Source organism: Aurantiacibacter spongiae (assembly GCF_003815535.1).
Taxonomy (GTDB): Bacteria; Pseudomonadota; Alphaproteobacteria; order Sphingomonadales; family Sphingomonadaceae; genus Alteraurantiacibacter; species Alteraurantiacibacter spongiae.
Window position 1 is genome coordinate 953,423 of sequence record NZ_RPFZ01000001.1, and the last position, 12,696, is coordinate 966,118.

Annotated in this window: 7 protein-coding genes, 3 tRNA genes and 3 rRNA genes; 3 read left to right on the top strand and 10 right to left on the bottom strand. The window is 61.7% G+C overall.

Annotated elements, in window-relative coordinates; all coding sequences use genetic code 11:
- The first annotated feature begins 12 nt into the window (after positions 1–12).
- The 3 genes from EG799_RS04670 to EG799_RS04680 are packed head-to-tail and all read left to right on the top strand — an operon-like array spanning position 13 to position 2,782.
- Complete coding sequence (locus tag EG799_RS04670) at positions 13–2,142, top strand: ATP-binding protein (protein ID WP_158611019.1); 2,130 nt, start codon at positions 13–15, stop codon at positions 2,140–2,142.
- Entirely contained in the window at positions 2,139–2,507 is a 369-nt protein-coding gene (locus EG799_RS04675) for a response regulator (protein ID WP_123879000.1), read from the top strand. Before EG799_RS04670 ends, EG799_RS04675 begins: the two co-directional genes overlap by 4 nt.
- Positions 2,504–2,782: an Hpt domain-containing protein gene (locus EG799_RS04680; protein WP_123879002.1), complete on the top strand. Its 279-nt coding sequence runs from the start codon at positions 2,504–2,506 to the stop codon at positions 2,780–2,782. Before EG799_RS04675 ends, EG799_RS04680 begins: the two co-directional genes overlap by 4 nt.
- Before the next feature lie 9 nt (positions 2,783–2,791).
- On the opposite strand, the gene EG799_RS04685 is transcribed toward EG799_RS04680, so the two are convergent.
- The 10 genes from EG799_RS04685 to EG799_RS04730 form a co-directional block, all read right to left on the bottom strand.
- Positions 2,792–4,231, bottom strand: coding sequence for a glycosyltransferase family 2 protein (locus EG799_RS04685; RefSeq protein ID WP_199798269.1), 1,440 nt, complete (start codon positions 4,229–4,231; stop codon positions 2,792–2,794).
- Entirely contained in the window at positions 4,228–5,253 is a 1,026-nt protein-coding gene (locus EG799_RS04690) for a HEAT repeat domain-containing protein (RefSeq protein WP_158611020.1), read from the bottom strand. The genes EG799_RS04685 and EG799_RS04690 overlap by 4 nt, the downstream gene beginning before the upstream one ends.
- Entirely contained in the window at positions 5,250–6,266 is a 1,017-nt protein-coding gene (locus EG799_RS04695) for a YaiO family outer membrane beta-barrel protein (protein ID WP_123879006.1), read from the bottom strand. Before EG799_RS04695 ends, EG799_RS04690 begins: the two co-directional genes overlap by 4 nt.
- Positions 6,263–6,634 carry a response regulator transcription factor gene (locus EG799_RS04700; RefSeq protein ID WP_123879008.1) on the bottom strand — a complete coding sequence of 124 codons (372 nt, stop codon included), beginning with the start codon at positions 6,632–6,634 and terminating at the stop codon, positions 6,263–6,265. The genes EG799_RS04695 and EG799_RS04700 overlap by 4 nt, the downstream gene beginning before the upstream one ends.
- 379 nt (positions 6,635–7,013) lie before the next feature.
- Positions 7,014–7,090: transfer RNA gene (locus tag EG799_RS04705), tRNA-Met, on the bottom strand.
- Positions 7,091–7,201: 111 nt separating this feature from the next.
- Positions 7,202–7,316: ribosomal RNA gene (gene rrf / locus EG799_RS04710) — 5S ribosomal RNA — on the bottom strand.
- A gap of 131 nt (positions 7,317–7,447) precedes the next feature.
- Positions 7,448–10,235: ribosomal RNA gene (locus tag EG799_RS04715) — 23S ribosomal RNA — on the bottom strand.
- Positions 10,236–10,480: 245 nt separating this feature from the next.
- Positions 10,481–10,556: transfer RNA gene (locus tag EG799_RS04720), tRNA-Ala, on the bottom strand.
- Between the two features lie 12 nt (positions 10,557–10,568).
- Positions 10,569–10,645 (bottom strand) — tRNA-Ile (locus EG799_RS04725).
- Between the two features lie 174 nt (positions 10,646–10,819).
- Positions 10,820–12,306, bottom strand: a 16S ribosomal RNA gene (locus EG799_RS04730).
- Together the 16S, 23S and 5S rRNA genes with 3 tRNA genes alongside form the textbook arrangement of a ribosomal RNA operon.
- Between the last annotated feature and the right edge of the window lie 390 nt (positions 12,307–12,696).

Below are 12,696 nucleotides of genomic sequence, written 5' to 3' on the forward strand. Positions count from 1 at the left end.
GCCTTGCCCGCCGTGCCTCGATCGCCTGTTTCCTCGCGTCAGATCGGTCGCATCGCGACCGGGGTCGCGCTCTTTCTGGTGCCGCTGATCCTGGCGGCGGTGTTCTTCTTCGTACGCCAGGAATTCGCGCAAGTGCGCGACCTTCGCGAGACGATCGAGCGGACTGCATCGACGCGCGACGCCCTCGCCGAATTGCTGGTGATGCACATCGACGCCGAAACCGGCGTGCGCGGTTACGTCATCACGCAGAACCCGGGCTTCCTCGGACCGTATGACGATGCGATGCGGCGCCGCGGGGCGGTGTTTCGCGAACTGGCGGAAAGCGGCGACACCATTTCGGACGGCGACCTTGCGGCACTCGAGCGCCTGAGCCTCGCCAAGCTGGACAACGCCGCGCGCAACATCGCGCTGGTCCACGAGGGACGGCCCGAAGTGGCCCGCGAGCGGATCGCCGCCGGGCGCGGCAAGCGGATCATGGATGCCATTCGAACCGAAGTGGCGCGGCTCGACGGAGCAGAGGAGGCACGGCTGCGCAGCCTCACCGCCGCCAACCGCGGGTCGCGCGGCAATGTCGAACGGACCGTTCTCGCCCTGCTCGCAGGCCTCGCGCTCCTGCTGATCGCGCTGACCGTGCTGATCGGTCGCTCGATCGCGCAGCGGCGCGACGCGCTCGACCGTGCCGAGAAATTCGCCGAGCGGCAGCGGGCGATGTTCGACGGCGCAGTGGACGGCATGATGCTGCTGGACGAGCGCGGCCGCATCCTGCGCATGAACCCCAGCGTCAGCCGCATGTTCGGCTATGGTCCGGAAGAGCTGATCGGGCAGCACAATCTCGCCCTGATGCAAGCCGAATACTCGCCCGAGGAAAGCGCCGCGTGGCTCTCCACCATCGGGGCGGCCGGCAAGCACGGTGCGGGGCGGCGGCAGGAATTCACCGGACTGCGCGCCGATGGCTCCACCTTCGAGACCGAGATTGCCATCAGTGCGGTTTCCGGCGACGGCGGCGCCCGGCGCTATGTCGTCGCCGTTCGCGACATCTCCGATCGCAAGCGCGCCGAACAGTTGAAAAGCGAATTCGTCTCGACCGTCAGCCATGAACTGCGCACCCCCCTGACCTCCATCGGTGGTTCGCTCGGGCTGCTTGGGGCGGGCGCCGTGGGTCCGCTCGACGACAAGGCAGCGAGGCTGGTCGATATCGCGCGCACCAATTGCGAGCGTCTGATCCGCCTGATCAACGACATCCTCGACATCGAGAAGATCGAATCGGGAAAGATGGAGTTCGATCTGCGCCGGATGCAGGTCGCCCCGCTCGTGCGCCGGACGATGGCGGCCATGAACGGCTTTGCCGAACAGCACGCGGTCACGCTGACAGCCACCCTCCCCCCCTGGCCGCAATGCATAAAGGGCGATCCCGACCGGCTGGAACAACTGCTCACCAACCTCGTCTCCAACGCGATCAAGCATTCGCCCAGGGGCGGCGAGGTCGAGATCTTCGCCAACCACCACCGCGAGATGGTGCGCATCGAAGTGCGCGACCGTGGGCCGGGTATTCCGGAGGATTTCCGCGGCCGCATCTTCGGAAAGTTCGCCATGGCCGATGCCTCTGACAGCCGGACCAAGGGCGGCACCGGGCTCGGCCTGTCGATCGCCCGCGAGATCGCCAGGCGTCACGGGGGCGAGGTCGCTTTCGAGGATCGGGCCGGGGGCGGGACCGTGTTCCGCTTCGATCTGCCCTTCGCCCCGGCCGATACCGCACCGGCCCCGGCAGCGGACGATGACGCCCTGCCCCGTATCCTCCACGTCGACGACGATCTCGACACCCTCAGCGTGGTGGCGGCCGCGTTCGCCGGGAAGGCGATCGTCGTGCCGGCCGACACGCTGGAGGACGCCGCCGCGCTGGCCGCATCGGGTGATTTCCGCGCTGCCATCATAGATATCGGTCTGGATCCCGACAACGGCGCGGACCTGATCGTACCACTCCGCAGGCGGGACAGGGCAATCCCGATTCTCGTTTTCAGCGCGCAGGAGGCACCCGGCCTCGCTCCCGGCGCCGACCGCGTGCTCGTGAAAGGGCGCGCATCGGTGAACGATCTGGTCGCAGCGACGTTGGCCTTGCTGGAACGTCGAAGGAAAGCAGCATGATACGCGTTATGTATGTCGATGACGAACCCGATATCCGCGAGATCGCGGAAATCTCACTCTCGCTCGATCCCGGTTTCGAAGTCCGCACCGCGAATGGCGGTGAAGCGGCGCTTGCGCTGGCCGCGGAATGGCGACCCGACGTAGCCCTGCTCGATGTGATGATGCCGGGCATGGACGGGCCGGAACTGCTCTCGCGCATGCGGGCGGAACCGGCACTGGCGGACCTCCCGGTCATCTTCGTCACCGCCCGCGCGCAGAAGACGGAATTGCAGACGTTCGCCACGCTGGATGCCAAGGGCATCATCGCCAAGCCGTTCGACCCGATGACGCTGTCCTCCCAGGTTCGTGAACTGGCCGCCGCGTGACCGAGTTCGACACCCGCATGGCAAGCCTTAAGGCACGCTTCGCCGAACGAATGGCCGAGGAACGCGAGATATTGCAGGCCGCGCTCGCAACCTGCAATCGCCCCGCGCTGCGCGATCAGGCGCACAAGCTGGCGGGCATCGCCCCGATGCTCGGCTTTCTCGCGCTTGGCGATGCCGCGCTGGCGCTGGAGGCGACGGTGGATGCAGGAGAGGAACACGCCGCCGCGGCGCACCGGGTCATCGCGCTGCTCGACGCTGCGCCGCTACCCGACTGAGCGGGCGGGTCAGCCCCCGCTCGTGGCGAACCCCTTGCGGGTCATCGTGCCCCAGTTCTGCTTCTTGCGCATCCATTGCCACCAGCCCTGCAGGCGCCAGAAGTTCGACAGTTGCCGGTAGCCGAAATTTTCCAGCACCGCGACGGCGGCCAGCACGGCGAGCTCGCGTGCCCTGGGAAAACGGCGCAACTGGATTTCCTCGAGCACAAGGGTGGCCATCGACAGGAACAGGCCAAGCGTGAAGGTGATCGCGAGGAAAGCGAGCAGCCAGGGCAGCGCCAGCAATCCCAAGGCCCACAGAAGCGGGATCAGCGCGTAGCCCAGCACCTCGATCAGGGGGCCGACCACGTCGACCAGCAGGATCTGGCCGAACCCGACGAAGCCGATACGGCCGTACTTGCGATTGAACAGCATGTCCTTGTGCTTGGCGAAGCATTCGAGCGCGCCGCGCTGCCACCGGGCGCGCTGGCGCGAGAGGATTTGCAGGCTGTCGGGACATTCGGTCCAGCAAACCGGCTCGGCGATGAAATCGATACGGTATTCCTGCCCCCGGTCGCGCATCAGCCGATGCAACTTGATGACGAGTTCCATGTCCTCGCCCACTGTCGCATGGCTGTATCCGCCGACCTCGACGACATGGCGGCGCTTGAACAGGCCGAACGCGCCCGAGATGACCGTCAGCGCCTGCATCCGCGACAGGCCGAGGCGGGCCATCAGGAAAGCGCGCAGATATTCGACGATCTGCACCAGCGCCAGAAAGCTGCGTGGCAGGCCGATGCCCACGATGCGCCCGCTATCGACCCGGCAGCCGTTGGCGATGCGGATGGTGCCGCCCGCCGCTATGGTGAGATGCGGATCGTCGATGAAGGGACGTATCACGCGCAAAAGCGCGTCGCTCTCGAGGATGGAATCGGCGTCGATCGCGCAGAACAGCGACGTGCGGCAGCAATTGATGCCGGCATTGAGCGCGTCGGCCTTGCCGCCGTTCTCCTTGTCGACCACCAGCAGTCGCGGCACGTCGGGAGAGGCGTAGAAGCCGCGAATATCGGCATGGGCGACCGCGCCGTCGACGAAGCGATCAACCCTGGCCAGTCCGTAGGCGTCGATCAGCCGTTGCAGCGTGGCGTCCTTCGACCCGTCATTGATGACGATCACCTCGAAATCGGGATATTGCAACGCCAGCAGGCTGCGCGTGCTCTCCACGATGTTGAGTTCCTCGTTATAGGCGGGCGCGAGGACGCTGATCGCCGGCGCCTGCTCCGAATACCGACGCCACAGGGTCGCGCTGCGCGGTACCGGCGGTCGCCCGGCCAGCGCCGCCCCGGCATAGACGAGCTGTACGAAATAGAACGCGGTCTGCAAAAGACCCGTCACGATCACGACCAGGGCGATTGCCTCGGCACACGCCACCATCCAGTCTGCCCAGTCGATCGGCAATGCGGGGCTCATGCCGCGCGGCCCTCGGCAAGGATGGCTTCTGCGGAAAGGCGCGCGACCGGAACGTCGCTGTCGCCCGCCACGCGCAAGACGGCGATGCCACGAGGACCGAGGCGCAGCAGCGCTTCGCCCGCGCGAAAGCGGACCCACCAGTTCTCGTCGCCCAGCAATTCACCCAGACGTTCCGCGGCATCCACCAGCACCGCCCTGCCGGCAGCTTCAGAGGCGGAAGCGCGCACCGGCCATTCATCGCTGTGCAGGCCTTCGAGGATGGAGGCCCGTCCGGCCGGGTGGCCGGTGCGTCCGAGCGCCCGGAAAATACGCGGTTGCAGGTCCGATTCACCCGACGCGGCCGCCGCCATGGTCGCCAGCAGCGGTGCGTATTCGCTACCCGTGCGCGACAGGGCATCGGTCGCCGCCACCTTGGCATCGTAGGGCATGTCCTTCTCGAACAGGATCGCCGCCACCGCGCCGGGGTCGCGTTCGGCGAGGTCGGACATCAGCGAGACGAGCAGAAGCGAGCGTTCTTCCGACCCCACGCGCAGTTTCTCGACCATCACGGCGGGCGGCGGGGCATCGTCGCGGCGAGCTATGGCGAGAGCTGCACCGAGGCGGACGTCGGCGTTGTCGTCGTCCAGCGCCGCCCGCGCCTGCCTTCCGCATTCGTCGAACAGCGCCAGCGTCTCCACCGCGGTCAGTCGTGTCTGCGCCGAACGAGAATGCATCTGCCGTTCAAGATGCCCGGGCACGCCGAGCGCCGAGGCCCTTGCGAGCATCGCGCTACGCTCCGATCCGGCGGTCATCTCCGCCAGTTCCATGGTCAGCGCGGTCGCCACGTCGAGTTCCATTCCCCGTAACTGGCCGGCGTATCCGCCGTCTTCCAGAAGAAGCGGCAGGATCTCGCGCCGCGCCTCTCGCCGCGCGTCGGCGGAATGGGTCGAGAACAGGCGCGCGACGATCAGGGCGAGCAGGCAGGCAAGGCCAATGCCGCACAGCACCAGCGAAATCTCCCACAGGAACAGCAGCGACGTCACAGGGCTACCCGCACCCCGAGCCGCGCCTCCGTGCGGTCGACCGGTCCGTCGCGCCATTCGCGCGCCAGGCTGCCGACCAGCGACAAGCCTTCGCCCAGCGGCCACTCGCCGCCGCCGTAAAGCGACCATGTATCGGTGACGACGCCCAGAGCGGTTTCGGGGCCGTATCCCGTGCCGACGAACAACCGCCGGCGTTCGGCAGGATGCCAGTCGAAGCGCGCCTGGGCACCCAGACGAAGATCGTCGCCTTCGGGCGCGAGTGCGTTGACGCGCACCGTGACGGAGCCGCGCCCTGACGCGACATATCGGGTGAGCGAGGGCGAGATCTGCCAGACGTCCTGCGCGGGGAAGCGACGCCAGCTTCCTTCGAGGCCCGCGACCAGAGCGTTCCGCCCCGCTGTCAGCCGGTGATCGAGACCGACACTCAATCCGGCTTCAGGCCGGTAATCGGCCTGCGGCGTAAAGCTCGCGCCAAGGCGTAGCCAGGTATCGTCGCCAGAGCGATGCACGTAGGATAAGCTGGCCTCGGTATCCTCGATACCGCCGAAGCGGCGATACCAGTTCAGGCCGGCCCCGATCCGGTCCGTGGCGCCGGCGGGCAGGGCGACGGCGATTGCGGTTTCCTGCCAGTCGGCGATGCCCTCACCCAGATCGGAAAGCGCGCCTTCCACCTGGACGAAACCGCGTTCATCGGCAGGGTGTGTCCGGCGCTGCGCGATCAGCGCCAGACCCTCGCGTGCGTCGGTGTAATCGGGAGCCGCCGCGACGACGGCGCGGAACTGCTCTTCGGCGGCGTCGAGCCGCCCCGCAGCAAGCAAGGCGTAGCCCAGTTGAACGCGCGCATCGCTATTGCGCGGGTCGGCGGCGATGATCGGTTCCAGAATGGAGATCGCCCGTAACGGATCGCCATTCCTCCGGGCGGCCACCGCCGCGGCGTAGGCATCGTCCTGGGCGCGGGCGGGCGCCGATCCGGCCAGCAGGATCGCTCCCAGGGCAAACAGGGCATGCTTCATCGCCCGCCCTTCAGCAGCCGGGCGAGCCGCGCCAGCAATTCCTCCGGCATGAACGGTTTGACGAGGTAGTCGTTGGCGCCCAGTTCGAGAGCGCCGACAATATCCTTCTCCCCCCGCCGGGCCGTCAGCATGACGACGGGAGTGTCGGAATGATCGTCCGAACTCCGGATGCGACGGAGGATTTCGAGACCGTCATGGACGGGCATCATCATATCCAGCACCACCGCATCGGGCGACCCATTCTCGAGCTGCCGAACCGCCTCGCGCCCGTCGGCGGCCAGGATCGTGTCGTAACCACGTTGTGTCAGCCGGAATTCGAGCAATTCGCGCAATAGCGGCTCGTCGTCGGCTACGAGGATGGTCGGCATACGCAGGGGTGTCCCGGGGCAAAATCCACCGATCCCTAGAGGGTTCGTGGTTAAGAAAATCCTAAGGTGCGGTGTCGCCAAGCGCCCATGCACGCGGCTGCCGGGGCAGGGCAATACGCAAGTCCGCTAGGCATAAACGAGCGGGTCATCCCGGGAGAGCGCTCGGCGCGAGAGCTCGCCGACGGCGGCCGCACAGATTGCCATTTTCAGGCACACTACGGGTTGCATGGAGAAGATCGGAGGCGCCAGCCTCCCCCGAAGGGAAGACTGCGCTGACTACGCAAGCGCAGATCGACCGGCAGAAGGCCAACTAGAGACCGATTCGCATGACGCAAACTGCAAAAACCCCCGCAAAGCCTAGGCTTTCGGGGGTGCTGGTTGGTTGCGGGGGTTGGATTTGAACCAACGACCTTCAGGTTATGAGCCTGACGAGCTACCGGACTGCTCCACCCCGCGCCAATATCATGCCCCTCGAACGCGAGCGGCAAAGACGCCAAAAGGGCCGCCCTGACGGGACAGCCCTTGGCATGTGAATGGGCAAACCTCTCGCCATCCGCCGGCTGCAATGCCTGGCGGCGACCTACTCTTCCAGTGCTTAGGCACTAGTACCATCGGCGCTGCCCGCTTTCACGGCCGAGTTCGAGATGGGATCGGGTGGGCCACGGGCGCTAAGACCACCAAGCAATGAAGCCGGCGGATAGCGTGAGGTTTCTAAATCGATGCACGTTACGCATTCAATGGGCGATCATCCGGCCAGGAGAATTCCTCCGGTCAACGCATGGGCCAGCAGGCCTGACGTTGATGGTGGGATCCACCAAGCGCGAACAGAACTATTAGGACCGGTTAGCTTCACGCATTACTGCGCTTCCACACCCGGCCTATCAACGTCGTGGTCTACGACGGTTCGATGATTGCTTATCTCGAGGGAGGCTTCCCGCTTAGATGCTTTCAGCGGTTATCCCTTCCGTGCATAGCTACCCAGCTGCACCGTTGGCACGATGACTGGTACACCAGAGGCACGTTCACCCCGGTCCTCTCGTACTAGGGGCAACTCCTCTCAACAATCGACGCCCACGGCAGATAGGGACCAAACTGTCTCGCGACGTTCTGAACCCAGCTCACGTACCACTTTAATTGGCGAACAGCCAAACCCTTGGGACCTGCTCCAGCCCCAGGATGTGATGAGCCGACATCGAGGTGCCAAACACTGCCGTCGATATGAGCTCTTGGGCAGTATCAGCCTGTTATCCCCGGCGTACCTTTTATCCGTTGAGCGATGGCCCTTCCACGAGGGACCACCGGATCACTATGACCGACTTTCGTCTCTGCTCGACCTGTCGGTCTCGCAGTCAGGCAGGCTTATGCCATTGCACTCTCGCAGCCGGTTTCCAACCGGCCTGAGCCTACCATCGCGCGCCTCCGTTACTCTTTAGGAGGCGACCGCCCCAGTCAAACTACCCGCCACAGAGGGTCCCTGATCCGGATAACGGATCGAGGTTAGACATCAGAAAACAACAGGGTGGTATTTCACCTATGGCTCCACGCGGACTGGCGCCCACGCTTCAAAGCCTCCCACCTATGCTACACAGTTCTTTCCTAATGCCACTCTGAAGCTGCAGTAAAGGTGCACGGGGTCTTTCCGTCTAACCGCGGGTATCCCGCATCTTCACGGGAACTTCAATTTCGCTGAGCATATCCTGGAGACAGTGGGGAAGTCGTTACGCCATTCGTGCAGGTCGGAACTTACCCGACAAGGAATTTCGCTACCTTAGGACCGTTATAGTTACGGCCGCCGTTTACTGGGGCTTCAATTCGGAGCTTGCACTCCTCCTCTTAACCTTCCAGCACCGGGCAGGCGTCAGACCCTATACGTCGTCTTGAAGCCGACTTAGCAGAGTCCTGTGTTTTTGATAAACAGTCGCTACCCCCTGGCCTGTGCCCCCTGCAAAGACTTGCGTCGATACAGGGCCTCCTTCTTCCGAAGGTACGGAGGCAATTTGCCGAGTTCCTTCAGGATACTTCACTCAAGCGCCTTGGTATACTCTACCTGACCACCTGTGTCGGTTTCGGGTACGGTCTATACGGAGAGGCTATTTCCCGGGACAACTTGGCAGCCCAACCAATCCGTTAAGGTTGAACTACTTCCGCCATCCGTCACACATCTCCAGGCCCACGAATGTTAACGTGGTTCCCATCGACTACCCCCTTCGGGCTCGTCTTAGGGGCCGGCTTACCCTGCGCCGATTAGCGTTGCGCAGGAACCCTTGGTCTTTCGGCGAGAGGGCATCTCACCCTCTTTATCGCTACTCATGTCAGCATTCGCACTTCCGATACGTCCACCCTCGGTTACCCTTGAGCTTCACTCGCTTACGGAACGCTCCGCTACCGCTGCAGTAAACTGCAACCCTAAGCTTCGGTGCGTATCTTTAGCCCCGGTACATCTTCGCCGCAGGAACCCTTGTTTAGACCAGTGAGCTGTTACGCTTTCTTTAAAGGATGGCTGCTTCTAAGCCAACCTCCTGGTTGTTTTGGGATTCCCACATGCTTTCCCACTTAGATACGACTTGGGGACCTTAGCTGTAGGTTAGGGCTGTTTCCCTTTTGACGACGGACCTTAGCACCCGCCGTCTGTCTGCCAGACAAGACTCGATGGTATTCGGAGTTTGGTTAGGTTTGGTACCGCTCGCGCGGCCCTAGCCCATCCAGTGCTCTACCCCCATCGGCATAAATCTGACGCTCTACCTCAATAGATTTCGCGGAGAACCAGCTATTTCCCGGCTTGATTGGCCTTTCACCCCTAAACACAACTCATCCGATAATTTTTCAACATTAAACGGTTCGGCCCTCCAGTGCGTGTTACCGCACCTTCAGCCTGGTCATGCCTAGATCGCCGGGGTTCGGGTCTAATCCATCGTACTTTGTCGCCCTATTCAGACTCGCTTTCGCTGCGCCTACACCTAACGGCTTAAGCTTGCACGGTAGATTAAGTCACTGACCCATTATGCAAGAGGTACGCTGTCACCCCCTATGGGGCTCCAACTGATTGTAAGCATTCGGTTTCAGGTACTGTTTCACTCCCCTAATCGGGGTGCTTTTCACCTTTCCCTCACGGTACTGTGTTCGCTATCGGTCATGTACGAGTATTTAGGCTTGGAGGGTGGTCCCCCCATGTTCAGACAGGATTTCACGTGTCCCGCCCTACTCAAGTCCTCCAACATCACTTTCGCATACGGGGCTGTCACCCGCTATGGCCACTCTTTCCAAAGTGTTCTGCTAGTTGAATTGAAGGCACTGGCCTGGTCCCGGTTCGCTCGCCACTACTACGGGAATCTCGGTTGATGTCTTTTCCTCCGGGTACTGAGATGTTTCAGTTCCCCGGGTTCGCTTCACCAAACCTATATATTCAGTCTGATGATACCTTATCCACCTCTCCAGTCACCCGCGAACGGATGAGAGAAGAAATGGTGAAGGTGGGTTTCCCCATTCGGAAATCGCCGGATCGAAGCTTGCTCACAGCTCCCCGACGCTTATCGCAGCGTGCCACGTCCTTCTTCGCCTGTACATGCCAAGGCATCCACCAAATGCTCTTACCTCACGCTTGAGAATCCACACCATCAACGACAAGCCTGCATAAAAGCTCACCGATACAATGGCGCGGAGGAATTATCTCAGCCAGATAATCAATTTGATTGATTTGTGATTTGCCATCGACTGGCCGAAACCAGCGCGACGACACCTCACGGCATCGATTTAAAAACCCATTCACAATGTCAAAGACAGCGGTCGAAACCGCCTACCGGCCAGATGCCGGATCCGTTTTCTCTTCATCCCTGGAGTATATGAGGCTGGTGGAGCCTATCGGGATCGAACCGATGACCCCCTGCTTGCAAAGCAGGTGCTCTCCCAGCTGAGCTAAGGCCCCGTAGCCTGATGATGGTGGGCCTGGGTGGATTCGAACCACCGACCTCACCCTTATCAGGGGTGCGCTCTAACCAACTGAGCTACAGGCCCGTTCGCCCGCGCCGGCCAAGGGGCCGTTGCGGCGTGGGGCCAGCTCAGACAAACAACGCCCGCAAAAGGCGTTATCTCCAGTGATGAAGGGACATGAGGACGACGGCATGTTCTTTGGAGAATGAGGAAGCACTTCCGACCACGAAGGCCGGCGCTTTCCGCATAAATCCTTAGAAAGGAGGTGATCCAGCCGCAGGTTCCCCTACGGCTACCTTGTTACGACTTCACCCCAGTCGCTGATCCCACCGTGGTTGGCTGCCTCCGGAAAACCGGTTAGCGCACCACCTTCGGGTGAAACCAACTCCCATGGCGTGACGGGCGGTGTGTACAAGGCCTGGGAACGTATTCACCGCGGCATGCTGATCCGCGATTACTAGCGATTCCGCCTTCATGCTCTCGAGTTGCAGAGAACAATCCGAACTGAGACATCTTTTGGAGATTAGCTCACACTTGCGTGATAGCTGCCCACTGTAGATGCCATTGTAGCACGTGTGTAGCCCAGCCTGTAAGGGCCATGAGGACTTGACGTCATCCCCACCTTCCTCCGGCTTATCACCGGCAGTTTCCTTAGAGTTCCCAACTAAATGATGGCAACTAAGGATGAGGGTTGCGCTCGTTGCGGGACTTAACCCAACATCTCACGACACGAGCTGACGACAGCCATGCAGCACCTGTCACTCTGCCCCGAAGGGAGGAAACCATCTCTGGTAACCGTCAGAGGATGTCAAAGGCTGGTAAGGTTCTGCGCGTTGCTTCGAATTAAACCACATGCTCCACCGCTTGTGCAGGCCCCCGTCAATTCCTTTGAGTTTTAATCTTGCGACCGTACTCCCCAGGCGGATAACTTAATGCGTTAGCTGCGCCACCCAAGCTCCAAGAGCCCGGACAGCTAGTTATCATCGTTTACGGCGTGGACTACCAGGGTATCTAATCCTGTTTGCTCCCCACGCTTTCGAACCTCAGCGTCAATACCTGTCCAGTCAGTCGCCTTCGCCACTGGTGTTCTTCCGAATATCTACGAATTTCACCTCTACACTCGGAATTCCACTGACCTCTCCAGGATTCTAGCCATCCAGTTTCAAGGGCAGTTCCGGGGTTGAGCCCCGGGATTTCACCCCTGACTTGAAAAGCCGCCTACGTTCGCTTTACGCCCAGTATTTCCGAACAACGCTAGCTCCCTCCGTATTACCGCGGCTGCTGGCACGGAGTTAGCCGGAGCTTATTCTCCAGGTACTGTCATTATCATCCCTGGTAAAAGAGCTTTACAACCCTAAGGCCTTCATCACTCACGCGGCATTGCTGGATCAGGCTTTCGCCCATTGTCCAATATTCCCCACTGCTGCCTCCCGTAGGAGTCTGGGCCGTGTCTCAGTCCCAGTGTGGCTGATCATCCTCTAAGACCAGCTATGGATCGTCGCCTTGGTAGGCCTTTACCCCACCAACTAGCTAATCCAACGCGGGCCCATCCAAAGGCGATAAATCTTTGGTCCGAAGACATTATTCGGCATTAGCAGTCGTTTCCAACTGTTATTCCGAACCTAAGGGCAGGTTCCCACGCGTTACGCACCCGTGCGCCACTCCCACCGAAGTGGGCGTTCGACTTGCATGTGTTAGGCATGCCGCCAGCGTTCGTTCTGAGCCAGGATCAAACTCTCAAGTTTGTGTCACTCACCAGACCGGCACGAAGCGAACTTCGCCAACCGGCACGGCAAGAGCTTCAAGGAGCCGATACCTGCACTGTCAAACGTAATGGATACGAATGGACATGCATCATCACAGACCGGACGTGGAGCCCGATCAGGATGTGGCGTCGGCTTAGGTGTAACCGGTATCCGGAGCCTTGAGGTCCCCGGACCGGGTGCCGTCGCCCACATGTCCCTTCATCAAAAATCGACAATGTCAAAGAGCCATCCAACAAAAGAGGCGGACAACGTTCGGTCCCCCATTTTACCGGGGGTCCGGTTGTCCGATCGATGTTGGCGACCAACTCAGCGAGGCCGGTGAAAACCGTCAGCGCCGCGTCGGTGAGAGGGCATATATGGGTGGCCTTG

Bases quoted from the DNA above. Each gene is read 5' to 3' on its own strand.
- EG799_RS04695 (WP_123879006.1), bottom strand. From the start codon at position 6,266: ATGAAGCATGCCCTGTTTGCCCTGGGAGCGATCCTGCTGGCCGGATCG.
- EG799_RS04675 (WP_123879000.1), top strand. From the start codon at position 2,139: ATGATACGCGTTATGTATGTCGATGACGAACCCGATATCCGCGAGATC.
- EG799_RS04700 (WP_123879008.1), bottom strand. From the start codon at position 6,634: ATGCCGACCATCCTCGTAGCCGACGACGAGCCGCTATTGCGCGAATTG.
- EG799_RS04685 (WP_199798269.1), bottom strand. From the start codon at position 4,231: ATGAGCCCCGCATTGCCGATCGACTGGGCAGACTGGATGGTGGCGTGT.